Raw genomic sequence first — 25,582 nt, forward strand, 5'->3', positions numbered from 1 at the left:
GGGCATCCGGGCTTCACGCCGGTGCCTTTCATATTCCTTTCGGCGCAGCGCACCGGCATCCTGACCGCGGCAGCCCCGTGATTCGGTCGATCCGGCCCCGCAAACACGGCCGGCGTCCGGGCTCATCGGCGCCTGATTTGCCGTGATTTCGCGCCGTCCCGGGCGGCGTTCTCCACCCGGTTAACCGCCCGTCAGGCCCGCCGCGACAGGCCCGGCGACGGTTCCGGACGAAAATCAACCCTTGCCCCAACCTCCCGGACAGCCGATACTCGCATATTCCGCGAAATACGATCCCACCGGCTTCAATCCACGGTAATTCCTATGAGCACGATTCTCGAAAGCCTCCCGACCGGCCAGAAGGTCGGTATCGCCTTCTCCGGCGGCCTGGACACCAGCGCAGCGCTGCACTGGATGAAACTCAAGGGCGCCGTCCCGTACGCATACACGGCGAACCTCGGCCAGCCCGACGAAGACGATTACGACGCGATCCCGAAACGCGCGATCGAATACGGCGCAGCCGGCGCCCGCCTGATCGACTGCCGCGCGCAGCTCGTCGCAGAAGGCATCGCGGCGCTGCAAAGCGGCGCGTTCCACATCACGACGGCCGGCGTCACGTACTTCAACACCACGCCGATCGGCCGCGCCGTGACGGGCACGATGCTCGTCGCCGCGATGAAGGAAGACGGCGTCAACATCTGGGGCGACGGCAGCACGTACAAGGGCAACGACATCGAGCGCTTCTACCGCTACGGCCTGCTCGTGAACCCGGATCTGAAGATCTACAAGCCGTGGCTCGACCAGACGTTCATCGACGAGCTCGGCGGCCGTGCCGAAATGTCCGAGTTCATGAACCAGGCCGGTTTCGCGTACAAGATGTCGGCCGAGAAGGCCTACTCGACCGATTCGAACCTGCTCGGTGCGACGCACGAAGCGAAGGATCTCGAAAGCCTCGAGAGCGGCATCAAGATCGTGAACCCGATCATGGGCGTCGCGTTCTGGCGCGACGACGTGAAGATCGCCGCGGAAGAAGTGACGGTGCGCTTCGAAGCCGGCCAGCCGGTCGCGCTGAACGGCGTCGAGTTCACCGACCCGGTCGAGCTGCTGCTGGAAGCGAACCGCATCGGCGGCCGTCACGGCCTCGGCATGAGCGACCAGATCGAAAACCGGATCATCGAGGCGAAGAGCCGCGGCATCTACGAAGCCCCGGGCCTCGCGCTGCTGTACATCGCATACGAGCGTCTCGTCACCGGCATCCACAACGAAGACACGATCGAGCAGTACCGCGAGAACGGCCGCCGTCTCGGCCGCCTGCTGTACCAGGGCCGCTGGTTCGACCCGCAGGCGATCATGCTGCGTGAAACGGCCCAGCGCTGGGTCGCGCGCGCGATCACCGGCGAAGTGAAGATCGAACTGCGCCGCGGCAACGACTACTCGATCCTGAGCACGAAGTCGCCGAACCTCACGTACCAGCCGGAACGCCTGTCGATGGAGAAGGTGGCATCGACGTTCTCGCCGCGCGACCGGATCGGCCAGCTGACGATGCGCAACCTCGACATCACCGATACGCGCGACAAGCTGCGCGTGTATTCGCAAGTCGGGCTGCTGACGCCGGGCGAAGCATCGGCGCTGCCGCAGATCAAGGGCGACGACAAGTAAGTCACCTGACGCCGCTCGCGGGCCGGTCGATTTCCGACACACCCGTGAGCGGCCGGCTTGGTCACCGGTCAGACGCTCTGCCCCGGGTTCGGCTGTACCCGTTTGACCGGCAACGACGCGAGAACATCCCACGCCCAAGGGATTGCGCTCTCCAGATACCATCGCCAATACGATCGGCGATTTGCATCACCTCCCTTCTCCTCCCACACGGCACTGCCGGAAAGCGCCAGCGCCCCGTAATAGCCGACATCCCAATCGTCCGGAAACACGCTTTTTTCGTTTTCGCCGACCACATCGAAATTCGTGTCGTACAAGATCGTATTGATCGCCGCGAAAACGGTCATGCCGGCATAAACCGGGACAAACGCTGCTTCGCCATGCCCAAACAGATCGATGACCTGGGTGTGGTACACGCCATTGTCTCTTTCCAGACAGACCAGGTCATACTTTCCGGCCAGCGCGTCAGCGCCGTTCGCCAACATGGCCCGCGCTGCCGTCAGCACGCTCGCGTACGGATTCAGCCAGTCGATCGCATCTTCGGCACACAGCATCGCCAACCGCGCGCGGCGCAAGTATCCGGCGTCGACATGTTCGTCAGACGACAATGCCTCGATCAACCGAAGCAGTTCCCTTCGCACAGCTGCCGGCAGCTCCCCGTCGGGCGTAATTGCCGACAGGGCCGCCGACAACGCATCTGTCAACGCTTGCGGAATATTCGTCATCTACTTAGATTCACAATAAGGACAATACGGCGCACATCACTTTCGGCACGCCCGCCTTGAACGACACCCGTGCGAATTCCCGCACGCGGCCCACCCAGCGCGACACGCATCTTACTGACCAAACGCGCGCCGATCCATCGCGATCACCGGCGCCGTTCGGCGCTGCACCGCCGCGCCCGTCATGGCAAGCTGCGAGTCGTTCGATTTCTTCGTTGACCCATGACCACCCTGACCGTCATCCACCTGAACGGCCCGATCAACAGCGGCAAGACGACGATCGGTCTCGCGCTCACCCGCATGCTGCCGGATGCGCGCTTCATCGACGGCGACGATCACGATGCGCCCGAAGACGCACCGTTCGACGTGCAGTGGGCGATCGCGCTCGAGCGTCTCGTCACGCAGATTGCGAACACGCGCGAACGTCATCTGGTCATCGCCTATCCGATCGGCGACACGGAATTCGGGCGGCTGCGCGCCGCCTGCGAGGCGCGCGATGCGCGGTTGTTCGTCGTGACGCTCGCGCCACCCGAAGCGATCGCGTCGTCGAATCGCGGCTCGCGCGCGCTGACGGACTGGGAGCGAAGCCGGATCGCCGAGATGTATCGCGAAGGTTATGCGTCGCGGCCATTCAGCCAGATGGTGCTCGATACGTCGGACGCGACGCCCGACGCCTGTGCGGCGCGTATCGCGCGGCACGTCGCTGCGACGGCGTCGTAGAGCGGTACGACGATCACCGTCACGGCGAACGGCACGACCGGGACCTTCACGATGGATTCGAGCTTCGTCGGCGAGCGCTTCTGTTTCAGGGCCGGCGACGTCGACCGGACGGCTGTGTCCGGCACGCCGCCGACGACGCCCGGCACGGTCGTGAAATTCCATGCGCTGACGCTCACGCACAGCCGATCGTGCCTCTCGGTGCACGAAGCCGGGCGGGCTCGCGATACGCGCCGTCCCGGCGCACCGGCCGCGCCTACGAGTGATGCCGCACGCCCGGCACGGCCGCCTCCTTCTCGCCCTTGCGGCTCAGCATCAGCGTGACGACCGCCGACACCGCGAGCGTGCCCGCCACCACGTAGAGCCCTGCGGCATAACCGCCCGTCACGTGCTTCAGCCAGCCGATCGCGAACGGCCCGACGAACCCGCCGAGGTTGCCGATCGAGTTGATCATCGCGATGCCGGCCGCCGCGCCGGCGCCCGACAGGAACGCGCTCGGCATCGCCCACAGCGGCGCCTTCGCGGCACTGATCCCGATGTTGACGACGACCAGCGCGAGCACGGTGAGCAGCGCGGTGCCCGCCTGCCCCGCAAACACGAAGCCGATGCACGCGAGCACGCACGGAATCACGACGTGCCAGGTGCGCTCGCCGCTGCGATCCGAATGCCGCGCCCAGGCGATCATCGCGACGACCGCGGCGATGCTCGGGATGCCGGTGAGCAGGCCCGTCTGCAGCGCGGTGAAGCCGAACTGCTTGACCATCAACGGCGCCCACAGGCCGAGCGTGTACAGCCCCGCCGACGTGCCGAAATAGATCAGCGCAAGCGCCAGCACGCGCGGATCGCGCAGCGCCTGCCACGCGCCGGCGGTATGCCCGGCATGCGTGTGGCGCGCATCGGCTTCGGCTTTCAGCTTCGCGACCAGCCAGTCGCGCTCGTCCGCCCGCAGCCATGCGGCCTTCGACGGCGAATCGGTCAGGCACCTGAGCACGACGAAGCCGAGCACGACCGCCGGCAGCGCTTCGACGATGTACAGCATCTGCCAGTCGGCGAGCCCGAACATCGGCGGCATCTGCATGATCGCGCCCGACAGCGGCGAACCGATCGCGGTCGAGATCGGCGCGGCCGCCATGAACCACGCGGCGGCCACCGCACGCTGCTTCGCGGGAAACCACAGGCTCAGGTACAGAATGATGCCGGGGAAGAACCCGGCCTCGGCCATGCCGAGCAGGAAGCGCAACACGTAGAAGCTCGTCGGCCCGGACGCGAATGCGGACACGGCCGACACGATCCCCCACGTGACCATCACGCGTGCGATCCAGATGCGCGCGCCGACGCGATGCAGAATCAGGTTGGACGGCACTTCGAACAGGAAGTAGCCGATGAAGAACAGGCCGCCGCCGAACCCGAACGCGGTCGGCGACAGGCCGATCGCCTTGTTCATCGTCATCGCGGCAAAGCCGACGTTGACGCGATCGAGAAAGCTGACGAAATAAAGCAGCATCACGAACGGAATGATGCGCCACATCAGTTTCCGCGCGACGCGGGTTTCCAGATCCGCTTGCATGTGTCTCCTCCTTCGAGGTCGAGCCGTGCTCTGTCCGTGAATGCTCGCCGGCGCCGCCGCGAAACGGGCGCCGGGGCGCCCGGGTGCCCGGCTCGCGTCGGATGCGCGAGTCGCGGGCAGGAAAACGGGGGGACGATGAACGGGAGGCAGCCGGAGACCGGTTGCGCACGCGCGCCGCCGCTACGTCGCGGCCCGCCCGCCCATCGCCGCCCGTGTCATCAGGCGGCGATCGCCGCGTTCGCGACACGCTCGCAGACAGCCGCCGTCACCTGCGCAGTCGTCGCGCTGCCGCCGAGATCGCGCGTGTGCAGCGACGGGTCGGACGTCACCGCCTCGATCGCCTGCATCACGCGCGCGGCGGCTTCCGCTTCGCCGAGGTGGTCGAGCAGCATCACGACCGACCAGAACGTGCCGACCGGATTCGCGAGCCCCTTGCCCATGATGTCGAACGCGGAGCCATGGATCGGCTCGAACATCGACGGATAACGACGCTCGGGATCGATGTTGCCGGTCGGTGCGATGCCGAGGCTGCCGGCGAGCGCGGCCGCGAGATCGCTGAGGATGTCCGCGTGCAGGTTGGTCGCGACGATCGTGTCGAGCGACGCCGGCCGGTTGACCATGCGCGCGGTCGCCGCGTCGACAAGCTCCTTGTCCCACGTCACGTCGGGAAACTCCTGCGCGACCTGCTTCGCGATCTCGTCCCACATCACCATCGCGTGCCGCTGCGCGTTGCTCTTCGTGATCACGGTCAGCAGCTTGCGCGGGCGCGACTGCGCGAGCCGGAACGCGAAGCGCATGATGCGTTCGACGCCGGCGCGCGTGAGGATCGACACGTCGGTCGCGGCCTCGATCGGATGGCCCTGATGCACGCGGCCGCCGACGCCCGCATATTCGCCCTCGGAGTTCTCGCGGACGATCACCCAGTTCAGGTCGCCGGGCCCGCAGCGCTTCAGCGGCGCGTCGATACCGGGCAGGATGCGCGTCGGGCGCACGTTCGCGTACTGGTCGAAGCCCTGGCAGATCTTCAGGCGCAGCCCCCACAGCGTCACGTGGTCGGGCACGTCGGGGGCACCCGCCGAGCCGAACAGGATCGCGTCCTTGCCGCGCAACGCGTCGAGGCCGTCGGCCGGCATCATCGCGCCGTGCTCGCGGTAGTAATCGGCGCCCCAGTCGAAATCCTCGAACTCGAACGCGAAGCGGTCGCTGCCGCGGGCCAGCGCCTCCAGCAACTGCTTGCCGGCCGGCACCACTTCCTTGCCGATCCCGTCGCCGGGAATCGTTGCGATACGGTAAGTCTTCATGCGCACATCCTCGATTGATCGTCAGCGTGGAGGCACTTTACCGAACCAGGAGTGCAGGAACCGGTGCTAGACTCAAAGCATCTTTAACTTCAATTCATGAATCCCGTCATGGCGGATACCGTCCAGCCGGCCGATCTCGGCTTCTTCTCGACGCTCGCCGCCTCCGGCAGCCTCAGCGCGGCCGCGCGCGAACTCGGGCTGACCGCGGCGGCCGTCAGCAAGCGGCTCACGCAGATGGAGCGGCGCGCCGGCGTCACGCTGGTGAACCGCACGACACGGCGGATGATGCTGACGCCGGAAGGCGACGTGTATCTCGACTACGCGCGCCGGATCCTCGACCAGATGGACGAACTCGGCGAGTTGCTCGGCAGCGCGAAGCAGCGCCCGAAGGGGTTGCTGCGCGTGAATGCGACGCTCGGTTTCGGGCGCAGCCACGTCGGCCCGGCGATTTCGCGCTTCGTCGCGCGGTATCCGGAAGTGTCGGTGCAACTGCAGTTGTCGGTGATGCCGCCGCCGCTCACCGACGACGCGTTCGACGTGTGCATCCGCTTCGGCGAGCCGCCCGATTCGCGCGTCGTCGCGCGGCGGCTCGCGCCGAACCGCCGGCTGCTGTGCGCGTCGCCCGCCTATCTCGCGCGGCACGGCACCCCGGGCGCGCCGCACGACCTGACGCGGCACAACTGCATCGGCATCCGCCAGGGCGACGAGGGTTACGGCGTCTGGCGCCTGACGAGCGGGCGCGGCACGGCGCGTAATACGGAAGCCGTGCGGATCAACGGCAACCTGACGACGAACGACGGCGAGATCGCCGTGAAGTGGGCACTCGACGGGCACGGGATCCTGATGCGCGCGGAATGGGATCTGCGCGACTACCTCGCCGACGGGCGCCTGGTCGTCGTGCTGCCCGATCACGAAACGCCGGGCGCCGACATTTATGCGGTGTATGCGCAGCGTCACCAGATGTCCGCGCGGATTCGGGCGTTCGTGGATTTTCTGGCGGAGGAGCTGGGGCGGTTGAGGACGGTGTAGGAATCGGCACGGCACGCCCGGTGTCTCCGCGCACACGGCACGGAAACAGGAACGCCAATATTTTGGCTATTTATTTGATAAATAGCCAAAATATCGGCATTCCGCATAGTAGACCAGCCCACGAGACGCCGATGACCGCACCGATTGTGCTAATATTCTGGCATTTCCGTTAGCAAAACGTTGAAATATTAGCCTCATGGCAAAGAAGACCGCCCCGCTCCTGCCCGTATCGAACCAGCTGCTCGCCGAATTCGGCGAGCGGCTGAAACTTGCGCGCCTGCGCCGGAAACTGACGGCCAAGCAGGTCGCGGAACGCGCCGGCATGTCGCCGATGACGCTCCGTTCACTCGAAGCCGGCGGGTCGGGCGTCACCATGGGCGCGTATCTGTCCGTCATGCAGGTCCTGGGGCTCCAGAACGATCTGGAAAATCTCGCTGCTACGGACGAATTCGGCCGCCAGCTTCAAGACGCGCGGCTCGTCAACCCGCGGCCCGACCGACGAGCCGTGCCGCCGCCGTCTTCTGCCGCATCATCGGAGCCCAATCGGCGCAATCGTGCAACCGCGTCTTCCACCACGAAAGCGACCGACACAGGCAGCGCCGCCTCCGACACCACCGACCACGGCGATGTCCGCGGCACGACGGCGGCCGACCTTGCCGCATTGCTGAAGCCGGCACGAAAGCGGCATGGGGAGCATCGAGGGAAATGACGACGATCGGTATCTACGCAGATTGGGACGGCTTGGCGGAACCGCAAAAGCTCGGACTCCTGCACAGCCGCAAGACGCGGGCGAGCGGTTCGAGTTGCGAATATTTTCGGCTCAAGCTACAGGACGCCGACGAGATCATCGCCGACTTCAGCAGCATCGTCGGCCAGTGGAGAACGCTTGCGACACGGCTCGCGCTCCCTGCAAGGGAACAGGAACGCATGGCCGGCGCGTTCCATCTCGCGAGCGCTTGATCGCTCTACGTCCGTCGCGCCTCCTTCACACCATCGCGGCCTCACTACCCTCGCGATCGTCGACCTCGATCGTTTCCGGCACCGGCCGCCGTACAACGCCCCCCGCAACGACCAGCCCCTCCCCGTTTCGCGACGCTTCCGAGAACCGCTCGACCATCCAGTCGACGAACGCGCGCACGCCGGGCGACACATGCGGGCGCTTCACGTACACGGCCGACACCGCGATCGCACCCGGCCGCCAGCACGGCAGCACTTCCCGCAACCGCCCCGCGTCGATCAGCGGCTGCGCGGCGACGCGCGGCGGCTGGATCAGCCCGAGGCCATGCTCGCCGCACGCCAGGTACGCCCGCTCGTCCTCCACACTGACGATCCCGTCGAGCCGCACCTTGCGCACCGCGCCATCGACGAGGAACTCGAGTTCGGCCGTACGCTGCCCCGGAACCGGCGACGTGCCGACCGCACGATGCACGGCCAGATCGTCGAGCGTGCGCGGCGCGCCGTGGCGGTCGAGATACGCGGGGCTCGCGCATGTCACGCGCTCGAGCGTGCCGAGCCGGCGCGCAACGAGCGACGAATCGGGCAGTTCGCCAAGCTGGACGCTGCAGTCGATCGCGTCGCCGATGCGATCGGCCGGGCGCCCGGATACGCCCAGCGTCAGCGCCAGGTCGGGATGCAGCGCATGGAACTCGCCGAGCGCCGGCAGCACGATCGCGTCCGCGACCGCCGCCGGCAGCTCGACGCGCAGCGGCCCGCTCGGGTGCAGCGCGGCGCCGCGAATGCTGGCCTCGAGCTCGTCGACATCGGCCGTGATGCGCACGCAGCGCCGGTAATACGCGTCGCCTTCGGGCGTCGCCCGCAGCGCGCGCGTCGTACGCACCAGCAACGGCATGCCGAGTGCCGTTTCGAGCTCCTGCACGGTCCGCGTCGCGGTGGCGCGCGAAATGCCGAGCGCCTGCGCCGCGCGCGTAAAGCTGTTCATTTCGACGATGCGCGTGAAGATGCGCATCGCGCGGATCGGATTGTCCACCGGACACCCCTGCATGTTTGCCGCATGCCGCGGCGCACGCTTGCGCGCCCGCCGTGCCTGCGTATCGAGGAACGCCGCGCCGCCGGCGCGGCAGACGGTTCAGCCGTTCGCCGCCGAGGCGCCGCGCGCCGGGTCGTCGAGCAGCCGTTGCGCCAGCGCGAGTGCGTCGTCGCGGGTGGCGGCCGCGTTCAGCGGATAACCCCAGACCTTCTCGAACGCGCCCGAGAACGCGTCGAGCGCCACGCGCCGGGCGGCGTCGGGCTCGATGGCGATCATCGCGGGAATCCATTCGCGCGACTGCGCGCGGTTGGCCTTGCTCCACTTCGCGAGCTGCTTGCGCAACTCGTGATCGTCGGCGCCGCGATCATCGCCGGACGGCGCATCGTCGGTCAGAAGAACGAACGGTTCGCGACGCGCGAGCAACGCGTCGAGCTCGGCGATCAGGCTGGCGGGGTCGGTGTGCGTCGAACCGGTGTAACGCAACCAGACAAACGGGAATTCGGTCGTGGTGATGTGCATGTCGGCCTCCAGATGAGAACGATTCTCATTTTATGGATCGAGGCCCGCGGCGTCATTTATCGTCCCGGCCAACCGCTTGCTCGATCCGGCCAATCGCACCCGGATGACGCGAGTCGCGCGGTTCAGCGTTGCCGGTCGGTCAGGAATTGCGTCGGCGACTTGCCGGTCGCCTTGCGGAACATCGTCACGAAGCTGCTCGCGCTCTCGTAGCCGAGATCGATCGCGATCTGGTGCACGCGGCGGCCGGTCGTCAGCATCCGCAGCGACAGCGCGACGTGCAGCCGCCGGCGCCAGTCGCCGAGGCTCATCCCGAGCTCCTTCGCCGCGAGCCGCGTCAGGCTGCGCTCGCTGATGCCCGCGCGCCGCGCGAGCTCGGCCAGCGGCGACTTGTCGGCCGGATCGGCGAGCAGATGGTCGATCAGCTTGCGCAGCCGGCGATCGGCGGGCATCGGCAGGTACAGGTCCTCGACCGGTGCTGCGACGAGTTCGTCGAGCAGCGTCGCCATCAGCCGCCCCTGCGGCCCGTCGACGTCGTACAGGCTCGGAAAGCTCGCCGCCTTCAGCAGCAGTTCGCGCAGCAGCGGCGACACCGACAGCGTGCAGCAGCGCGCGGGGAGGTCGAGGGCGGCATCCGGTTCGACCAGCACCGCGTAGAACGTCGCGCCGGCCGAGCCGCGCGCCGCGTGCGGGACGTCGCCCGGAATCCATACCGTGCATTGCGGCGGCGCGCTCCACACGCCGCCGTCGATCTCGCAATAGATGACGCCGCTCAGCGTGTAGAGCAACTGCGCCTGCGGATGGCTGTGCCGCTCGAGCCGCCATTCGGGCTCGACGACCGAACCGCCGAACACGACGAGCGGACGCGGCACGTGGAAGACTTCGTCATCCGCTGCGGGATCGGTGGTCGGAGGAAGCTGGCGCATGAAACGGTGGACGATGGAGGAAGCCGGACGCCCTGCCCGCGCGTCCTTTCGTGCTTATACCAGAAAGGCGCCGGCGCGGCCCTGCCGCCCGGGCGGGTGTCCGGGCGGGTGCCCGTGCGGCGTCTGCAGCCGCCTGCCGAAGCGAATACAATGCCCCGATCCCCCGCCGCCGCACCCACCTGCCGGAGCCGTCATGTTCGACCTGACCACGCTGACCACCTTCACGGCCGTCGTCCTGGGCCTGTTCCTGATTCCCGGCCCCGCCGTGCTGCTCGTGCTGAGCCGCACCGTGCAGGGCGGCCGCAAGACCGGCATCCTGACCGGCCTCGGCGTCGCCAGCGGCGACTTCGTGCATACGCTGTTCGCGGCCGTCGGCCTGTCGGCGCTGCTGATGACGTCGGCGCTCGCGTTCAATGTCGTGAAGGTGATCGGCGCCGCGTACCTGATCTATCTCGGCGTGCGCGCGCTGCTGGAGAAGCAGTCCGATCCGTCGCTGCCGAGCGTATCGCCCGTCACCCCGCTCAAGGCGTACCTGCAGGCGATTCCCGCCGAGGTGCTGAATCCGAAGACCGCGCTGTTCTTCCTCGCGTTCATGCCGCAATTCGTGCATCCGGAACGCGGCTCGACGTTCGTGCAGTTCGCGGTGCTCGGGCTGATCTTCGTCGTGCTCAGCTCGCTCTACACGACGCTGATCGCCTGCTCGATTCGTCCGCTCGGCCGCATTGTGAAGCGGCTCACGTGGCTCACGCGCTGGCAGGGGAAGATCATCGGCTCGATCTTCATCGCGCTCGGGCTGCGCGTGGCCGTGCAGCAGCGCTGACACGCACGGCCGCATGACGTCCGCCGCCACGCCCGCCGGCGAAGCCCTCTACACCGACCCGCGCCTCGTCGCGGTCTACGACCTGTTCAACGCGGGCGATCGGGATTTCGCGTTCTACGCGTCCGTGATCGGCACCGCACGCCGACGCATCCTCGACCTCGGCTGCGGCACCGGCACGTTCGCGCGCCGGCTCGCGGCAGCCGGGCACGACGTCGTGGCGATCGATCCCGCGCCGGCGATGATCGAATACGCCCGACGCCAGCCGGGCGCCGACGCGGTCCACTGGCTTGCGTGCGGGCTCGACGGCCTGCCGCCCGACGCGCCGCCGTTCGATGCGGTCGTGATGACCGGGCATGCGTTCCAGTGCCTGCTGACCGACGCGGAAATCGACATGACGCTGCGCGGCGCGCGGCACGTGCTCGCCGACGGCGGACGCTTCCTGTTCGAGACCCGCAATCCGCGCATCGCGCCGTGGCGTGCATGGACGCCGCCACATTCGGCACGCAGCGTCGAATCGCGCGAGTCGGGCATCGTCGACCTGCATCATGCGGTGCGCTCCGTGGACGGCGCGATCGTCACGTTCGACACGCACTACCGCTTCCGCCGCGACGACACGGTGCTGACGAACACGAGCCGCCTGCGCTTCATCACACAACCCGAACTTCGGGAGCGCGTGATCGCGGCCGGATTCCCGTCGGCCGACTGGTACGGCGACTGGCGGCACGTGCCGTTCGACGCTGCGACCAGCGCGGAGATCATCGCGATCTGCCGCGCGTAAGTGCGCATTCCCGGCCGCGTCAGCCCGCCACCGGCAGCGTGTCCACCGCATACACGTGCCGCAGCGTGCGGCCCAGCACCGGATCGTCCAGCTCGACCTCGAACCGCTCGGCCGGCCGGATGCCGCCGATCGCCGCGAGCGTGCCGCACAGCATCGCGGTGCCGTCGACGAAGCGGCCGTCGTGGCGCGCGAACTGCGCGAGCAGGTCGTCCGGTGCGCGCATCGCGCTCACCTTGCCCTCCTGGTACAGCACGCGCTCGCCGTCGATCGTCGCGTAGGCGCGCAGCACGAGCTGATCCCAGTGCCCGGCCACGTCGTCGAACTTCCACAGCGTGTTCGCGCACGGCTTGCCGCACATCTGCTTCGACACCGTGATCCCGTACGTCTCGACCTCGCGGTCGGTGTGATCGGACGCGATGCCGACGAACGTCTCGCCGCCGTCGCGCACCAGCACGAATTCCGCTTCGCCGCTGCTCTGCCCGCCCGACACCTGGATTGCGGGCGACGGATCGAGGCGGTCGGCCGCGACGCGGTAGAACACGGGCGTCGTCGCCGGGCGCTTGACGCCCAGTTCCTCCAGCTCGCGGATGTGCTTCTCCATGGCGGCCGTGTCGCGGCCGGTCCAGCCCGCGATCACGAGCGTGTCGATCGCGATCGCGCGCTCGGTGCGGCCGTCGCGACCGTCGATCGCGAACGTGATGGTTTTCATCGAATGCTCCTCGTAGCGGGCAGCGCACGCGCGATGCGGCGCCGCCCGCGTTGTGTCGTGAATGGCCGGGCTCAGGCCGGGTCGTAGTAGTGGATCTCCAGCAGCACGCAGCCGCCGTTCGACTTGAACGGGCCGTGCCATGCGCCGGGCGGGCGCACCGCATACGTGTAGCCCTTGAACGGCGTGCCGCCGTTGCCGTGTTCGTCGTTGCCGACGGTCAGGTCGCCTTCGACGAGAAACACCTCCTCCCAGTAGTCGTGCTCGAACGGCTTCTTCGTATGCAGCCCGGCCGGCAGGCGCAGCAAGCGCGTACGGCTGCCGCGTTTCCGCTCGGTGTCGAGCGCGCCGGACAGGATCAGTTCCTGCGCGCCGGATGCCGGGTCATAGCCTTCCGGCAGTTGCCAGTCGCGCTGCATGTCCAGCGTATGGAATTCGTCGTGAAGCTTGTTGATGGCCATCTGTCTCTCCTGTGGCGATAGCGGGTGAGTCGAACGCGATGCGGCGCGTCAGGCGGCGTGCGGCGTCGACAGTTCCTGGTTCAGCGAATAGCTGCCGAGCATCGAATCGACGAGATGCGACGCGCGCTGCCAGTCATACGTGCGATACGCATGCCCCTTCGTGACGAACGACGCGCCGGCGTAGAACAGTTCGTACTGGTTGTGGCGCGACGCGAATTCGGAGCCGACCGCATCCCACGCGAGCTTGAAGAACTTCACGCGCTCCTCGGACGAGCACACCGGCGACTTCTGCGTCTTCTCGATGATGCGCAGCAGGTCGGGGTTCTCGAAATCGCGCACGCTGGACGGCAGCATGATCATTCCGCCGCCGGCGAGCTCGCGCAGCGTGTTGAGCACCTTCGAATAGAGCTGCTGCGTGACGACCTGCGAGCCGTACAGCATGTTGCGGTCGGGCACGTAGAAGCCGTTGACGACGGTGCCCTTCGCTTCCATCCCGTAGACCCACGCCTCGACCATCGACGCTTCGGCCGCGAGCTGGCCCAGCGTTTCGCGCACCTGCGGGAACGCATTCGTGCCGTTGACCTCGGAGATCTTCAGGCCGAGCCCGACGAGGAAGCGCAGCTTCGTCATCAGGCGCACCTGGCATTGGTAGTTCTGGTACACGTGCGCGGGCGTCGCGTGGAACTGCTTCGCGCACATCGCCGTGTTGCCGGCAACGAAGATCCGTTCCCACGGCACCTTCACGTCGTCGAAATACAGCACCGCGTCGTTCTCGTCGAAGCGGCTCGACAGCGGGTTGTCGAACACCGATGTCGCGTTCTCCTCGTATGACTTGCGCGACAGGATCTTCATGCCCTTCGCGTTCATCGGCACCGCGAACGACAGCGCATACATCTCGTCGCCTTCGCGCAGCGGCTGGATGCAGCTGCAGAACACCTCGTTCGCCATGATTCCGCTCGTCGCGAGCATCTTCGCGCCGCGCACCGTGATGCCTTCGGCATCCTGATCGACGATGCCGACCGCGAGGTACTTGTCCTCCTGCTCGTGCGCGGCCTTCGACTGGTTCGCTTGCGGATTCACGATCACGTAGGTCAGGAACAGGTCGTTGTCGCGTGCGTAGCGGTAGTAGTCGCGCAGCGCGCCCGCCCGCGCCGGATCGTATTGCTCGAACACGTCGGCGCCCATCACCATGCCGGCAAGACAGGACGCGACGTGATCCGGCGAGCGGCCCATGAAGCCGTAATGCAGCTCCGACCACGCTTCCAGCGCGGCACGGCGTTCGACGAGTTCGTCGTAGGAGGTCGGCAGCTGCCAGATCCGGCTGACGCGGTCGCCCGAGTCGGGCGACACGAACGTCATCTTCTCGACGTTCTCGTCGCGAGCCTGGTAGTCGTACAGGCTCGCGTAGCTGCGGATCGAATTGCGGAATGCCGCATGCGCGGTCACGTCGCCGACCGGCTGGCCGTTCAGGTAGACCTGCCGCCCGTCGCGCAGCGACGCGATGTGCTGGGTCCCGTTCTTGATCATGATGTCCTCCTGGGTGGAATGAAACGTGGATTGCATTCAGGCAGACGGCGCGTGCATGCCGTCGAGCGTGCGATAGCGGCCGCCGAAGAAGATCAGCGGGCGCCCTTCCGAGCGCGCGCAGTGCCGCGTCACGCGGCCGACGAAGATCACGTGATCGCCGCCGTCGTACTGCGCGTAGGGCTCGCATTCGAACGTCGCGAGCGCGTCGGGCAGCAGCACCGCGCCGTCGTCATCGGCCGCGCCGGCACGCCAGCCCCACTTGTCGCCGTTCGCTTTCGCGAAGCAGTTCGACAGGTGCTGTTGCGTCTCGTCGAGCACGTTGACCGCATAGCCGCCCGCGCCGGCCAGGTCGCCGAGGCTCAGGCTGCGACGGTCGACCGAAAACAGGATCAGCGGCGGGTCCAGCGACACCGAATTGAACGACGCGACCGTGATACCGATCGGCGCCCCCTCCTTGCGCGGGGCGGTAATCACCGCGACGCCCGTCGCGAACATCGACAGCGCGGTGCGAAAGTGCCGGTGCGCGTCGGCACCCGCACCGGTTCCGGCATGGTTCTCGCTCATCTCGTCCTCCTAGGGTTGCATCGCCTGATTCCGCTGCGGAATCAGGCCCAACAAAGCACCGTTACTTAGCTTTGTTATTTAGCTTTTATTAAATGTAAACACAAAGGCGGGTTCAAGTTGTCGTAAACCCTGACCTTGAAAGCTTTGTTTGAAAGACAACCATACTGACGGGATGGGTGTTGCGCGGCGCCCGCGAATGTCCACGTACACTGCGGCTACCCTGTTCCGCGGTGCTTTCGCGCACCGCGGGAGACACCGTTTTCCGGAGCCGCATCGATGCAATCCCGCCCGATCTACATGGACTACAGCGCGACGACGCCCGTCGATCCGCGCGTGGTCGACAAAATGGTGCCGTTCCTGCACGAGCAGTTCGGCAACCCGGCTTCACGCAGCCACAGCTACGGCTGGGATGCCGAGCAGGCGGTCGAGGAAGCGCGCGCGCACGTCGCCGCGCTGCTCGGCGCCGATCCGCGCGAAATCGTGTGGACCTCCGGCGCGACCGAGGGCAACAACCTCGCGATCAAGGGCGCCGCGCACTTCTACCAGGGCAAGGGCAGGCATCTCGTCACGGTGAAGACCGAGCACAAGGCCGTGCTCGATACGTGCCGCGAGCTCGAACGCCAGGGCTTCGACGTCACGTACCTCGACGTGCGGGAAGACGGCCTGCTCGATCTCGACACGGTGCGGCAGGCGCTGCGCGCCGACACGATCCTGGTGTCGGCGATGCTCGCGAACAATGAAACGGGCGTGATCCAGCCGGTGACGGAGATCGGCGCGCTGTGCCGCGCGCGCGGCATCGTGTTCCACTGCGACGCCGTGCAGGCGGCCGGCAAGATCCCGGTCGACGTGAATGCGTTGAACGTCGACCTGCTGACGGTGACCGCGCACAAGGTCTACGGCCCGAAGGGGATCGGCGCGCTGTACGTGCGCCGCAAGCCGCGCGTGCGGATCGAAGCGCAGATGCACGGCGGCGGCCATGAGCGCGGGATGCGCTCGGGCACGCTGCCCACGCACCAGATCGTCGGGATGGGCGAGGCGTTCCGACTCGCGAAGGAAGAGATGGCGGAGGAAAGCCGCCGCGTCGGCGCATTGCGCGACCGGTTGCTGGCCGGCCTGTCGACGCTCGACGAGGTTTACGTGAACGGCGATCTCACCCGCCGGATTCCGCACAACCTGAACGTCAGCTTCAATTTCGTCGAAGGCGAATCGCTGATCATGGGAATCAAGGGTGTCGCGGTATCGTCAGGCTCCGCGTGCACGTCGGCATCGCTGGAGCCGTCGTACGTGCTGCGCGCGCTGGGCCGCAGCGACGAGCTCGCGCACAGCTCGATCCGCTTCACGCTCGGCCGCTTCACGACCGAAGCCGAAGTGGACAGCGTGATTGCGCAGGTGCGCGACACGGTCGGCAAGCTGCGCGCGCTGAGCCCGCTGTGGGACATGCATCTCGAAGGGGTCGACCTGAATTCGATCGAGTGGGCCGCGCACTGAGTGCGGTAGAAGCGTCAGGCGGGCCGGCAGCGCGTGCGCGTCAGCCTTTTTCCTGGCGCGCGATCAGGTGCGCGAGATCGAGCGTCGCGCGGTCGCCGTTGGTGACGAGGCGGTCGATCACCGAGCAGAGCGCCTTGAATTCCGTCTTCGTCACGCCCTCGAACAGCACGTTGTTGATGCGCTGCTGCGTATCGGTGAGCGCCTTCAGCAGCTTCGAGCCGGCCGGCGTGACCGTGAGACGCATCTTGCGCTTGTCGTCGGGGTCCGGGCGCTTGTCGATCAGGCCGAGCTTCTTCAGCTTGCCCGTCTCGATCGTGACGAATGCGCCGCTCAGGTGCAGGTGATCGGCGAGGCGGTTGACGGTCACGACGTCGTCGTGCGAAAGATGCGAAACCGATACGAGCAGCGAATACTGGATGCCGGTGAGGCCGATCAGCGAGCCGAAGCCGTCGCGTACCGACAGCAGGCGGGCCGCAAACGGCAGCAGCCCGTTGATCAGGTGGCGAAATTCCGTGTCCGTGCCGTCGATCAGGCAGGCCGGGTTGGTGATGGTCAGAACGGACTCCTCTTGCTGCTTGGCCATGACTTCGACGCTCCGTACGGTCATGCGAATTTAGCTTTGAAACGAAATTATACGGCAAAGGCACATGCGCCCCCGGCCAGGTCCGGACGCTGCGCGTGACCCCATTTCCCGCTACAGGAGGCTCGTCCATGCCCTTCCCGCTTCATCCCGCATCGCTTCGCGCGCTACTCGAATGCTATCTGCGCGCAAAGGACCTGAACCGGCCCGCGCTGATCGCCGACTGCTTCGCGGCCGATGCCGAGCTGGGCTTTTCGCTCGCGAACGACGACATCGATTTTCCGCCGCGCGTGACGGGCGCGGCCGCGATCGCACGCACCCTGGTCGAGGAATTCGGCGAGCGGTTCGAGCGGTGCCGGACCTATTACGTGTGCACGGAACCCGAAGTCGACCCGCATGGCGTCAGCAGGATGTCGTGGCTCGTCGTGATGCGGCAGAAGGACAACGGCGCGTTGCGGATCGGGCACGGCACGTACCGCTGGCAGTTCACACCCGACAGCGAAGGCGGTACGCGGATCGCGGCGCTGCACATTCATGTCGCGCGCATGGATACGATCGACGATCCGAAGTCGACGAAACTCGACGCGCTGCATGCGGCGTTCGGGTATCCGTGGCTGCCGGCGCACGCGTTCGCGCGCGGGCTGGCGGATGTCGCGGCCGCGCAGCCGGAATGGGCATTCCTGGCGCCGTTTCACGAGGCGGCGGCAGCGGCGGCCGGTTGAAACACGGCTGAAGCGCGTCGCCGCTTCACGTGCGGGCAAGGAGCTGACGGACCGTCATCACGCGCGGATCGTCGATCGTCAGAACCTCGCCGTAATGGGCAATCGTTGCCCGGTGGTCGAGCAACAGCGGAATCGAGACGCGCCCGAGCAGCGTCCGCTCGACCGCTTCGCCGAACGTGAATCCGCACAGATGCACACCGTCGACCACGCAATTGGTCGAGAACACCCGGCCCTGCGCATCGACATAAAACTCGGCGTACCCGAGATCGTCTTCGGCGAAGCCGATCATCGTCGTCCCGAGCGCCTGTTCCCACGCGTCGATCTGGTGATCCTTGCGCGCCAGCGCATGAAAGGCGAGCCCCATTCGCGCGCAGGTCTGCCCGCTGGCGGAAGCGCCCACGATCAGCCCGCCGAATTCGCGCAGGATGGCATCCCCCGGATGCTCGCCATCGCCGGACGACACTCGGCAACCGGAATCGCCACGCCACCCCGAATCGGCAAACAGCGCCTTGACCGACGAAGGAATCGCGATCACCACCACCCTCCCGAGTTTGCGTGCACAATACCGCACGCGCTATCCACCATGCGCGACACAGGAAATGCATCGCGCGTGCCCGTCACCTCGACGCATCGAGCGCGCCCTTCACCCCCTCCCAATCCAACCCGAACCGCGCGAGATACTTGCGCAGCCTGTCCGCATCGTTCGGCTGCTTCTTGCTCTGCCGCGACACCGCGAACAGCGTGCGCCCCGCTTCCGACAGGCTTGCCGACACGCGGCACACGTCGAGCACGCGTTCGAGCTGCGCACGGTCGAACAGGTCGAGTTCCGCCGCACGCGCGCCGAACACCGTGTCGACACATGCCTCGGACGATCCCGCGCCACCGGGCTGCGACCACGTGCGCGTCAGCCGTTCGACTTCCTGTTCGGCAAGCGCTTCGGTAATCCGTCCCGCATCGGCCAGCGTCGCCATCCGCGTGACCGACGCGGACAGCTCGCGGAAGTTGCCGGCCCACGCCGCACGCGGCGACGCGGCGAACGCGAGATAGCGCCGCTTCGCCTCGACGTTGAAACGCACCTGCTCGCCCTGCTCGCGGCCGAACCGGTCGAGTTCGAATTCGAGGTTCGGCTCGATGTCCTCGCGGCGCTCGGCCAGCCCCGGCAGTTCGTACGTCCACAGGTTGATCCGCGCATAGAGATCCTCGCGGAACGTGCCGGCTGCCACCATCTGCCGCAGGTCGCGGTGCGTGCCCGCGATCAGTTCGAAATCGCTGGTCGCCTCGACGTCAGCGCCGACCGGCAGGAAACGCTTCTCCTCGATCGCCTTCAGCAGCATCGCCTGTTCGTCGAGCCCGAGTTCGCCGATCTCGTCGAGAAACAGCAGGCCGCCGTCCGCCGCGCGCAGCAGCCCGGCCCGCGCCGACTGCGCGCCCGTGAACGCGCCCTTCACGTGGCCGAACAGCGTCGACATCGCCGCGTCGCCGCGCAGCGTCGCGCAGTTGATCTCGATGAACGGCCCCGCGAGCCGATGCCGGCCGCGCTTCAGCTCGTACACGCGCTTCGCGAGAAACGACTTACCGGCGCCCGTCGGCCCGACCAGCAGCATCGGCGCGCGCGAACGCACGGCCACGCGCTCCAGTTGCTCGATCAGCGCATTGAAGCGCGCGTTGCGCGTCGCGATGCCGGCCTTCAGGAACGACACCGTTTCGTCGCGCTCGCGCGTGAAGCGCTGCGCGATCCGGTTGTAGCGCGACAGGTCGAGATCGATCACCGACATCGTGCCGGGCCCGCTCAACCCCTCGTCGGTCTTCTGCGGCGGTGCCGTCTGGGCAAGACGCGCCGGCAGGTAACGCGCCTCCGCCAGCAGGAACCAGCAGATCTGCGCGACGTGCGTGCCGGTGGTGATGTGGATCAGGTAGTCCTCGCGGTCGAGATCGAACGGGTAGGCGCGCGCGAAATCGTGCAGCGTCGCGTAGACCTCCTCGAAATCCCACGGATCGCGAATCTCCATCGGGACGAGCCGCACGTCGGTGTGCGGCGACACGCGCTCGAGGTCCTGCTTCACGCGGTTCGCGAGACGCGCGTAGTTCGGCGCGTGCAGCAGTTCGAGCCGGTCGACCGGCATGTCGCGCTGCTCGCACAGCGAAATCGTCGGCCGCCAGTTGCGCCAGCGGCGCTGCGAGCCGCCGCCCTGGTCGAGCACGGTACCGAGAAAACCGATCGCGACGGTCTTGCGCATTTTTATCCCACAAGATAAGAGGCGATCCGATTGTATCGAATTTTCCGGATCGAGCCACGGCCGGATTTTCATGCGCCGTCCGTCATAAAAATAATTTCCCCTTCCATTTCAATGAGTTGGGATTTATTTCGTGCATTGCACCGCCCGCTGGCACGCTCCTCGCTAAATAGAAAGCGCCGGATGTCCCGCTGGCCCGCGAGCCAGGGTTCACAAAGCCCTGCTGGTGCGCCGCCGCCGAACCTGGTTCGTCGCGGTCGCGCATGCCGCCATGGGCAGACGAAGGCAAACGGGCGCGTACTGGAACTTCGCCCGGGTTCGAATCCCGGGGCGCCCTCCGTTCGGTAGCTCATTTGGGTAGAGCAGCCGGCGCAAGCCGGTGTGTAGCGGGTTCGAATCCCGCTCGAACGCTGTCCGCAAGGACAGCCTTGTAATGAAAGCAGTACCCGCCGGTGCGGGCCGCAAGGCCCGCCGCGCGTCGGACCGGTTGCGGTTCCGCGCGATCGGCCGGACGGCCGCACGGCCCGCGCAAAGGCGCACGACGACGCGAAGCAGGATGCGTCGCCGCGCACTTCGGCGCCGGGCCTGCGCGCCGCCCGCCCGGTTGCGTCGCCCCGCGATCCGCACGATGCGCGTCACCCGGCGGTCATCGAAGAAAAGGACAAGAATATGTGGATGCGACATGTAGTGAAAAAGAACGAACGCGCGCTGCTGATGAACGAGGGCGATTTCGTGAAGGTGCTCGAACCGGGCGTGTTCAAGGCCTTCGATCCGTTCAAGCGCCTGTCGGTGCAGACCGCGCGTCTCGACGTGCCGCTCGCCGACGCGGCACTGGCCGATTACCTGCGTCACGACGCACCGGACGTGCTCGCCCGGCACTTCGTCGCGATGGATCTCGCCGACGACGAAGCCGGCCTGCGCTACGAAGACGACGTGCTCGTCGAGATCCTGGCGCCGGGCACGCGCCGGCTGTACTGGCGCGGCCTGACCGCGCACCGTCTCGAGCGCGTCGATCTCGCGCAGGACAGCGTGCTGCCGGCCGCGCTCGTGAAGCGCATCGCGCAGCCGGCACTGCGGGCGCGCGGCGTGGCGGGCCTGGCGGGCGTACTGCTGGCGCAGGTGCCGGCGTACCACGTCGGCGTGCTGAAGATCGACGGCAAGATCGAGCGGCTGCTGGACGCGGGCGTCTTGGCGTTCTGGCGCTTCAACCGCGACATCGCGGTCGAACTCGTCGACCTGCGCGTGCAGGCGCTCGAAGTCGGCGGACAGGAAATCCTGACGCGCGACAAGGTCGCGCTGCGGCTGAACCTGTCGGCGACGTGGTGCTATGCGGACGTGCTGCATGCGTTCGGCCAGCTGCAAAAGCCGGTCGAGCACCTGTATCGCGAGCTGCAGTTCGCCCTGCGTTCGGCCGTCGGCACGCGCTCGCTCGACGAACTGCTGGAAGACAAGCAGTCGATCGACGACGTCGTGATCACGCAGGTGCGTGCACGCCTCGGCAACTCGGGCGTGGACGTGCGCAGCGTCGGCGTGAAGGATATCGTGCTGCCGGGCGACATGAAGACGATCCTCGCGCAGGTGGTCGAGGCGGAAAAGTCCGCCCAGGCGAACGTGATTCGCCGCCGCGAGGAAACGGCGGCCACGCGTTCGTTGCTGAACACCGCGAAGGTGATGGAAGAAAACCCGACCGCGCTGCGGCTCAAGGAGCTGGAAACGCTCGAGCGCGTCGCGGAACGGATCGACCGCATCTCGGTGTTCGGCGGTCTCGATCAGGTGCTGAACGGACTCGTCAGCATCAAGGGCGCCTGACGGGCGCAACGGCGCGGCACAAGTGTGCCGCGCCGCATGAATGAAGGAATCAGGTGAAGCAAATGAGTGCAATGGATTACCAGGTGATGGAACTGGCGAACGGCAAGCCGGTGAAGATGTGGACGCAAGGCGTCGCCGTCGAGGACGAAGCGCGCGCGCAGCTGCGCAACACCGCTCAGATGCCGTTCATCTTCAGCCACGTCGCGGTGATGCCGGACGTCCACCTCGGCAAGGGCTCGACGATCGGCAGCGTGATCCCGACGAAGGGCGCGATCATTCCGGCCGCGGTCGGCGTCGACATCGGCTGCGGGATGATGGCCGCGCGCACGACGCTGACGGCGTCCGACCTGCCGGATTCGCTCGCGGGCCTGCGCAGTGCGATCGAACGCGCGGTGCCGCACGGCCGCGCGCCGGGCCGCCGCGATCCGGGCGCGTGGGGCGACCGCACGCCGGCCGCCGTGACCGAATCGTGGAAGTCGCTGCAACCGGGCTTCCAGCGGATCGTCGACAAGTATCCGAAGCTGGAAAAGACGAACCATTACGCGCATCTCGGCACGCTCGGCACCGGCAACCACTTCATCGAAGTGTGCGTCGACGAAGCGGACCACGTGTGGTTCATGCTGCACAGCGGCTCGCGCGGCGTCGGCAATGCGATCGGCAGCCTGTTCATCGAACTCGCGCAGGCCGACATGCGGCAGCACATCGCGAACCTGCCGGATCGCAACCTCGCGTATTTCACCGAGGGCAGCCGCCACTTCGACGACTACGTCGAAGCGGTCGGCTGGGCGCAGGACTACGCGCGGCGCAACCGGCAGGCGATGATGGATGCGGTGATCGGCGCGGCGCGCGGCGTGATCGCGAAGCCGTTCTCGGTCGACGAACACGCAGTGAACTGCCACCACAACTACGTGCAGCGCGAACGCCATTTCGGCGAAGACGTGCTCGTGACGCGCAAGGGTGCGGTGTCCGCGCAGAAGGGGCAGCTCGGGATCATTCCGGGCTCGATGGGTGCAAAGAGCTTCATCGTGCGCGGGCTCGGCAACCCGGAAAGCTTCTGCTCGTGCAGCCACGGCGCGGGCCGGACGATGAGCCGCACCGAAGCGAAGCGCCGCTTCACGGTCGACGACCAGGTGAAGGCGACCCAGGGCGTCGAATGCCGGAAGGACTCGGGCGTCGTCGACGAAATCCCGATGGCCTACAAGGACATCGACGCGGTGATGGCGGCCCAGCGCAGCCTCGTCGAAGTGGTGCATACGCTGCGCCAGGTGGTGTGCGTGAAAGGATAGCGCGGTGCGCGGCCGATGGCCGGCGGCCGCGCGCAACGAGAGAGAAACGACAATCATGAAAACGGAACAACTGACTGCCGTGCGCAGTGCGCACCCGGTCGACCCGGCCGTGCGGGCGCGCGTGATGGCGGAGCTCGCGGAAGTCGAGCGCCGCCATGACGTGAGCGTGCTGTTCGCGTGCGAATCGGGCAGCCGCGGCTGGGGATTCGCCTCGCCGGACAGCGACTACGACGTGCGCTTCGTGTATGCGCACCGGCGCGACTGGTACCTGAGCGTCGAAGCGCAACGCGACGTGATCGAGCGGCCGCTCGACGACGAGCTCGACGTCAGCGGCTGGGAACTGCGCAAGGCGCTGCAACTGCTGCGCCGCTCGAACCCGACGCTGCTCGAATGGCTCGACTCGCCCGTCGTGTATCGCGAAGACGCGCGCTGGGCGCCGCGGCTCAGGTCGCTGGCGTCGGCGTTCTTCTCGCCGGTGCGCGGGCGCCATCACTACCTCGCGATGGCGAAGAAGAACTTTCGCGGCTATCTGCAGGGCGACACGGTGCGCTACAAGAAATACCTGTACGTGCTGCGGCCGCTGCTCGCGGTGCGCTGGATCGACGCGGGGCTCGGGATGCCGCCGATGCGTTTCGCGGCGCTCGTCGACGGCACCGTGCACGAGCCGTCGGTGCGCGCGGAGCTCGACGCGCTGCTCGCGCTGAAGATGAGCGCGAACGAAAGCGAATACGGGCCGCGCCGGCCGGCGATCCACGCGCTCGTCGAGACGATGCTCACCGATGCCGAACACGATCGCGAATACAAGCGGCCGTGGGGCGACGTGGCGATGCTCGATGCGTTCCTGCGCGACGTGGTCGACGCACGATGAAAAGCGGACGGCGCGCTTTGCGGCGGTATACTCGAAAACGTTCCGCAAAGCGCGCCCCTGCATGCGCCGCTGCCTTCGACCGCCCCGCTTGCTGACGATGCGCTTGCAGTCCGACGTCTTGCGCCCGCCCATCCACAGTCGATACGAACCGTCATGTCGCACCGCCTTTCGCTCGCCATCGCCGCCCTCCTCGCCGTTTCCCCGATCGTTGCCCAGGCCCGTCCGCTCACGCGGCCGCCGGTCGAGCGCGACTTCAAGAACTGGTCGGTCGTCTGCGACAACGTCAATCGTTGCATTGCCGAAAGCCATGCCGACGACATCGGCGACTCGCGCATCAGCCTCATCCTGCGCGTGACGCGCGATGCCGGCCCGGACGCGCAAGCCTCGCTCGCTCTCTATGCGTCGGCGCCGCTGGACCTGCGCACCACACGCGCGGACGGCCGCCCGTTCGATGCGATGGCGGCCCAGTGGCATGCGTTCGGCGGCAAACCGGACGACGACGAAGCACACCCGTTCCGGATCCGCACCGACGATCCGGCAACGGTTGCCGCATGGCTCACCGCGGCGCGCAACGCGCAACTGCTGAGCTTCGGCGATCCGGCGTCGGCGCAAACCGCTCGAACGCCGTTGACGGGGTTGAACGCCGCGCTGCTGCTGATCGACGACACGCAAGGCCGGGTCGGCACGACGACGGCGCTGCTGCGCCCCGGCAACCGACCCGCGTCGTCGGTGCCGGCCGCGCCGGCACTGCCGCCCGCCGTCGTGCCGGCGCCGGCCGTCGCGGACCTGCCGGCCGCCGGGAAGCGCCCGCTCGTCGACGCGGTGCTCGCGAAGTTCGGCGACGACATCAAGCAATGCGCAGCCGACGTCGAAGACGAAATGTCGGCCGGCGATCGCCGGAAGGCGTCGCGCGCCGTGGCGATCTCCGCCGACGAGGCGCTCGTCGCGATACCGTGCCAGACCAGCAGCATGTATAACCGCACCGACCTGTGGTATCGCGTGCGAAGGGCGGCACCGTTCACGCCGACGGCGATGAATTTCGGCGAGAACGCGAACGCGGGGCTCGACTCGGCGTCGTTCGCGAACGAACTGACGGAGGCCGGCTACGACCGTACCCGCGCGACGCTGTCGAGCAAGGTCAGGCTGCGCAGCGCCGGCGATTGCGGCTCGACCGCGTCGTGGATCTTCGACGGCCGGCGCTTCCTGCTCAGCGACATCGCCACGCACGGCACGTGCAACGGCCTGTTCGACGATCAATGGCCACGCCTGTATCGACGCGCCGATGCGCCAGGAAACCGCTGACGCGTGCATCGCACCGAAA

General features: G+C 67.1%; 26 protein-coding genes and 1 tRNA gene. 14 read left to right on the plus strand and 13 right to left on the minus strand.

Annotation, left to right across the window (positions count from 1 at the left end):
• The first annotated feature begins 321 nt into the window (after nucleotides 1-321).
• Nucleotides 322-1,656 carry an argininosuccinate synthase gene (gene argG, locus PQB87_RS29995; protein ID WP_021157353.1) on the plus strand — a complete coding sequence of 445 codons (1,335 nt, stop codon included), beginning with the start codon at nucleotides 322-324 and terminating at the stop codon, nucleotides 1,654-1,656.
• A gap of 68 nt (nucleotides 1,657-1,724) precedes the next feature.
• Here argG and PQB87_RS30000 read toward each other — a convergent pair whose 3' ends face one another.
• Entirely contained in the window at nucleotides 1,725-2,378 is a 654-nt protein-coding gene (locus PQB87_RS30000) for an Imm5 family immunity protein (RefSeq protein WP_489243129.1), read from the minus strand.
• A gap of 219 nt (nucleotides 2,379-2,597) precedes the next feature.
• Here PQB87_RS30000 and PQB87_RS30005 point away from each other — a divergent pair, with 219 nt between their 5' ends.
• Nucleotides 2,598-3,095 carry a nucleoside/nucleotide kinase family protein gene (locus PQB87_RS30005; RefSeq protein WP_059859308.1) on the plus strand — a complete coding sequence of 166 codons (498 nt, stop codon included), beginning with the start codon at nucleotides 2,598-2,600 and terminating at the stop codon, nucleotides 3,093-3,095.
• A gap of 253 nt (nucleotides 3,096-3,348) precedes the next feature.
• On the opposite strand, the gene PQB87_RS30010 is transcribed toward PQB87_RS30005, so the two are convergent.
• Together PQB87_RS30010 and PQB87_RS30015 are read right to left on the minus strand one after the other, a co-directional pair.
• On the minus strand, nucleotides 3,349-4,659 hold the full coding sequence (locus PQB87_RS30010; RefSeq protein WP_489243130.1) for an MFS transporter: 1,311 nt from the start codon (nucleotides 4,657-4,659) through the stop codon (nucleotides 3,349-3,351).
• 218 nt (nucleotides 4,660-4,877) lie between these two features.
• On the minus strand, nucleotides 4,878-5,960 hold the full coding sequence (locus PQB87_RS30015; RefSeq protein WP_489243131.1) for a tartrate dehydrogenase: 1,083 nt from the start codon (nucleotides 5,958-5,960) through the stop codon (nucleotides 4,878-4,880).
• Nucleotides 5,961-6,068: 108 nt separating this feature from the next.
• On the opposite strand from PQB87_RS30015, the gene PQB87_RS30020 reads away from it, so the two are divergent.
• The 3 genes from PQB87_RS30020 to PQB87_RS30030 all read left to right on the plus strand — a co-directional run bounded on the left by PQB87_RS30020 (nucleotide 6,069) and on the right by PQB87_RS30030 (nucleotide 7,949).
• Entirely contained in the window at nucleotides 6,069-6,989 is a 921-nt protein-coding gene (locus tag PQB87_RS30020; protein WP_059859312.1) for a LysR family transcriptional regulator, read from the plus strand.
• A 196-nt stretch (nucleotides 6,990-7,185) separates the two neighbouring features.
• On the plus strand, nucleotides 7,186-7,698 hold the full coding sequence (locus PQB87_RS30025; RefSeq protein ID WP_489243132.1) for a helix-turn-helix domain-containing protein: 513 nt from the start codon (nucleotides 7,186-7,188) through the stop codon (nucleotides 7,696-7,698).
• Nucleotides 7,695-7,949 carry a hypothetical protein gene (locus PQB87_RS30030; protein ID WP_059622319.1) on the plus strand — a complete coding sequence of 85 codons (255 nt, stop codon included), beginning with the start codon at nucleotides 7,695-7,697 and terminating at the stop codon, nucleotides 7,947-7,949. The genes PQB87_RS30025 and PQB87_RS30030 overlap by 4 nt, the downstream gene beginning before the upstream one ends.
• Nucleotides 7,950-7,974: 25 nt before the next feature.
• Here PQB87_RS30030 and PQB87_RS30035 read toward each other — a convergent pair whose 3' ends face one another.
• The 3 genes from PQB87_RS30035 to PQB87_RS30045 all read right to left on the minus strand — a co-directional run bounded on the left by PQB87_RS30035 (nucleotide 7,975) and on the right by PQB87_RS30045 (nucleotide 10,418).
• Nucleotides 7,975-8,976 carry a LysR family transcriptional regulator gene (locus tag PQB87_RS30035; protein WP_489243133.1) on the minus strand — a complete coding sequence of 334 codons (1,002 nt, stop codon included), beginning with the start codon at nucleotides 8,974-8,976 and terminating at the stop codon, nucleotides 7,975-7,977.
• A 99-nt stretch (nucleotides 8,977-9,075) separates the two neighbouring features.
• Nucleotides 9,076-9,495 (minus strand): ATP--cob(I)alamin adenosyltransferase, encoded by a 420-nt coding sequence (locus tag PQB87_RS30040; protein ID WP_048022437.1) that lies wholly within the window; start codon nucleotides 9,493-9,495, stop codon nucleotides 9,076-9,078.
• A gap of 122 nt (nucleotides 9,496-9,617) precedes the next feature.
• Nucleotides 9,618-10,418, minus strand: coding sequence for an AraC family transcriptional regulator (locus PQB87_RS30045; protein WP_059493656.1), 801 nt, complete (start codon nucleotides 10,416-10,418; stop codon nucleotides 9,618-9,620).
• 193 nt (nucleotides 10,419-10,611) lie between these two features.
• Between PQB87_RS30045 and PQB87_RS30050 the strand changes: the two genes are divergently transcribed.
• Both PQB87_RS30050 and PQB87_RS30055 read left to right on the plus strand, forming a co-directional pair.
• Nucleotides 10,612-11,238, plus strand: coding sequence for a LysE family translocator (locus PQB87_RS30050; RefSeq protein ID WP_021157365.1), 627 nt, complete (start codon nucleotides 10,612-10,614; stop codon nucleotides 11,236-11,238).
• A 13-nt stretch (nucleotides 11,239-11,251) separates the two neighbouring features.
• Complete coding sequence (locus PQB87_RS30055) at nucleotides 11,252-12,016, plus strand: class I SAM-dependent methyltransferase (protein WP_489243134.1); 765 nt, start codon at nucleotides 11,252-11,254, stop codon at nucleotides 12,014-12,016.
• Nucleotides 12,017-12,035: 19 nt separating this feature from the next.
• Here the strand turns inward: PQB87_RS30055 and PQB87_RS30060 are convergent, their stop codons facing one another.
• The 4 genes from PQB87_RS30060 to PQB87_RS30075 form a co-directional block, all read right to left on the minus strand.
• A complete protein-coding gene (locus PQB87_RS30060) occupies nucleotides 12,036-12,725 on the minus strand; it encodes a DUF2848 domain-containing protein (RefSeq protein ID WP_059684624.1) in 690 nt (229 codons plus the stop codon).
• 71 nt (nucleotides 12,726-12,796) lie between these two features.
• Complete coding sequence (locus PQB87_RS30065; protein ID WP_489243135.1) at nucleotides 12,797-13,183, minus strand: cupin domain-containing protein; 387 nt, start codon at nucleotides 13,181-13,183, stop codon at nucleotides 12,797-12,799.
• A 48-nt stretch (nucleotides 13,184-13,231) separates the two neighbouring features.
• On the minus strand, nucleotides 13,232-14,710 hold the full coding sequence (locus PQB87_RS30070) for a 4-hydroxyphenylacetate 3-hydroxylase family protein (protein WP_059622381.1): 1,479 nt from the start codon (nucleotides 14,708-14,710) through the stop codon (nucleotides 13,232-13,234).
• A gap of 36 nt (nucleotides 14,711-14,746) precedes the next feature.
• The gene (locus tag PQB87_RS30075) at nucleotides 14,747-15,274 is read right to left on the minus strand and encodes a flavin reductase family protein (RefSeq protein ID WP_233342700.1); all 528 of its coding nucleotides are present in this window, start codon (nucleotides 15,272-15,274) and stop codon (nucleotides 14,747-14,749) included.
• A gap of 276 nt (nucleotides 15,275-15,550) precedes the next feature.
• Here PQB87_RS30075 and PQB87_RS30080 point away from each other — a divergent pair, with 276 nt between their 5' ends.
• Nucleotides 15,551-16,762: an IscS subfamily cysteine desulfurase gene (locus PQB87_RS30080; protein ID WP_111939125.1), complete on the plus strand. Its 1,212-nt coding sequence runs from the start codon at nucleotides 15,551-15,553 to the stop codon at nucleotides 16,760-16,762.
• Nucleotides 16,763-16,802: 40 nt separating this feature from the next.
• On the opposite strand, the gene PQB87_RS30085 is transcribed toward PQB87_RS30080, so the two are convergent.
• Nucleotides 16,803-17,345 (minus strand): MarR family winged helix-turn-helix transcriptional regulator, encoded by a 543-nt coding sequence (locus PQB87_RS30085; protein WP_027790922.1) that lies wholly within the window; start codon nucleotides 17,343-17,345, stop codon nucleotides 16,803-16,805.
• A 128-nt stretch (nucleotides 17,346-17,473) separates the two neighbouring features.
• Here PQB87_RS30085 and PQB87_RS30090 point away from each other — a divergent pair, with 128 nt between their 5' ends.
• Complete coding sequence (locus PQB87_RS30090; protein WP_489243136.1) at nucleotides 17,474-18,064, plus strand: nuclear transport factor 2 family protein; 591 nt, start codon at nucleotides 17,474-17,476, stop codon at nucleotides 18,062-18,064.
• A gap of 25 nt (nucleotides 18,065-18,089) precedes the next feature.
• On the opposite strand, the gene PQB87_RS30095 is transcribed toward PQB87_RS30090, so the two are convergent.
• Nucleotides 18,090-18,605: an SUKH-3 domain-containing protein gene (locus PQB87_RS30095; protein WP_230953561.1), complete on the minus strand. Its 516-nt coding sequence runs from the start codon at nucleotides 18,603-18,605 to the stop codon at nucleotides 18,090-18,092.
• 76 nt (nucleotides 18,606-18,681) lie between these two features.
• Nucleotides 18,682-20,301, minus strand: coding sequence for an RNA repair transcriptional activator RtcR (gene rtcR / locus PQB87_RS30100; protein WP_489243137.1), 1,620 nt, complete (start codon nucleotides 20,299-20,301; stop codon nucleotides 18,682-18,684).
• Nucleotides 20,302-20,636: 335 nt separating this feature from the next.
• Here rtcR and PQB87_RS30105 point away from each other — a divergent pair.
• From PQB87_RS30105 to PQB87_RS30125, 5 genes are all read left to right on the plus strand, one after another.
• Nucleotides 20,637-20,709 (plus strand) — tRNA-Cys (locus tag PQB87_RS30105).
• Nucleotides 20,710-20,967: 258 nt separating this feature from the next.
• On the plus strand, nucleotides 20,968-22,107 hold the full coding sequence (locus PQB87_RS30110; protein WP_489243138.1) for a slipin family protein: 1,140 nt from the start codon (nucleotides 20,968-20,970) through the stop codon (nucleotides 22,105-22,107).
• A gap of 62 nt (nucleotides 22,108-22,169) precedes the next feature.
• A complete protein-coding gene (locus tag PQB87_RS30115) occupies nucleotides 22,170-23,393 on the plus strand; it encodes an RtcB family protein (protein ID WP_027790917.1) in 1,224 nt (407 codons plus the stop codon).
• A gap of 55 nt (nucleotides 23,394-23,448) precedes the next feature.
• Nucleotides 23,449-24,261, plus strand: a complete 813-nt coding sequence (locus tag PQB87_RS30120; RefSeq protein ID WP_489243139.1) for a nucleotidyltransferase domain-containing protein — start codon at nucleotides 23,449-23,451, stop codon at nucleotides 24,259-24,261.
• Nucleotides 24,262-24,414: 153 nt separating this feature from the next.
• On the plus strand, nucleotides 24,415-25,563 hold the full coding sequence (locus PQB87_RS30125; protein ID WP_489243140.1) for a DUF1176 domain-containing protein: 1,149 nt from the start codon (nucleotides 24,415-24,417) through the stop codon (nucleotides 25,561-25,563).
• The last annotated feature ends 19 nt before the right edge of the window (nucleotides 25,564-25,582 follow it).

It is taken from the genome of Burkholderia sp. KL41 (assembly GCF_057005415.2).

Bases quoted from the DNA above. Each gene is read 5' to 3' on its own strand.
- argG (WP_021157353.1), top strand. From the start codon at position 322: ATGAGCACGATTCTCGAAAGCCTCCCGACCGGCCAGAAGGTCGGTATC.
- PQB87_RS30000 (WP_489243129.1), bottom strand. From the start codon at position 2,378: ATGACGAATATTCCGCAAGCGTTGACAGATGCGTTGTCGGCGGCCCTG.
- PQB87_RS30005 (WP_059859308.1), top strand. From the start codon at position 2,598: ATGACCACCCTGACCGTCATCCACCTGAACGGCCCGATCAACAGCGGC.
- PQB87_RS30010 (WP_489243130.1), bottom strand. From the start codon at position 4,659: ATGCAAGCGGATCTGGAAACCCGCGTCGCGCGGAAACTGATGTGGCGC.
- PQB87_RS30015 (WP_489243131.1), bottom strand. From the start codon at position 5,960: ATGAAGACTTACCGTATCGCAACGATTCCCGGCGACGGGATCGGCAAG.
- PQB87_RS30020 (WP_059859312.1), top strand. From the start codon at position 6,069: ATGGCGGATACCGTCCAGCCGGCCGATCTCGGCTTCTTCTCGACGCTC.
- PQB87_RS30025 (WP_489243132.1), top strand. From the start codon at position 7,186: ATGGCAAAGAAGACCGCCCCGCTCCTGCCCGTATCGAACCAGCTGCTC.
- PQB87_RS30030 (WP_059622319.1), top strand. From the start codon at position 7,695: ATGACGACGATCGGTATCTACGCAGATTGGGACGGCTTGGCGGAACCG.
- PQB87_RS30040 (WP_048022437.1), bottom strand. From the start codon at position 9,495: ATGCACATCACCACGACCGAATTCCCGTTTGTCTGGTTGCGTTACACC.
- PQB87_RS30045 (WP_059493656.1), bottom strand. From the start codon at position 10,418: ATGCGCCAGCTTCCTCCGACCACCGATCCCGCAGCGGATGACGAAGTC.
- PQB87_RS30050 (WP_021157365.1), top strand. From the start codon at position 10,612: ATGTTCGACCTGACCACGCTGACCACCTTCACGGCCGTCGTCCTGGGC.
- PQB87_RS30055 (WP_489243134.1), top strand. From the start codon at position 11,252: ATGACGTCCGCCGCCACGCCCGCCGGCGAAGCCCTCTACACCGACCCG.
- PQB87_RS30060 (WP_059684624.1), bottom strand. From the start codon at position 12,725: ATGAAAACCATCACGTTCGCGATCGACGGTCGCGACGGCCGCACCGAG.
- PQB87_RS30065 (WP_489243135.1), bottom strand. From the start codon at position 13,183: ATGGCCATCAACAAGCTTCACGACGAATTCCATACGCTGGACATGCAG.
- PQB87_RS30070 (WP_059622381.1), bottom strand. From the start codon at position 14,710: ATGATCAAGAACGGGACCCAGCACATCGCGTCGCTGCGCGACGGGCGG.
- PQB87_RS30075 (WP_233342700.1), bottom strand. From the start codon at position 15,274: ATGAGCGAGAACCATGCCGGAACCGGTGCGGGTGCCGACGCGCACCGG.
- PQB87_RS30080 (WP_111939125.1), top strand. From the start codon at position 15,551: ATGCAATCCCGCCCGATCTACATGGACTACAGCGCGACGACGCCCGTC.
- PQB87_RS30085 (WP_027790922.1), bottom strand. From the start codon at position 17,345: ATGGCCAAGCAGCAAGAGGAGTCCGTTCTGACCATCACCAACCCGGCC.
- PQB87_RS30090 (WP_489243136.1), top strand. From the start codon at position 17,474: ATGCCCTTCCCGCTTCATCCCGCATCGCTTCGCGCGCTACTCGAATGC.
- rtcR (WP_489243137.1), bottom strand. From the start codon at position 20,301: ATGCGCAAGACCGTCGCGATCGGTTTTCTCGGTACCGTGCTCGACCAG.
- PQB87_RS30110 (WP_489243138.1), top strand. From the start codon at position 20,968: ATGTGGATGCGACATGTAGTGAAAAAGAACGAACGCGCGCTGCTGATG.
- PQB87_RS30115 (WP_027790917.1), top strand. From the start codon at position 22,170: ATGAGTGCAATGGATTACCAGGTGATGGAACTGGCGAACGGCAAGCCG.
- PQB87_RS30120 (WP_489243139.1), top strand. From the start codon at position 23,449: ATGAAAACGGAACAACTGACTGCCGTGCGCAGTGCGCACCCGGTCGAC.
- PQB87_RS30125 (WP_489243140.1), top strand. From the start codon at position 24,415: ATGTCGCACCGCCTTTCGCTCGCCATCGCCGCCCTCCTCGCCGTTTCC.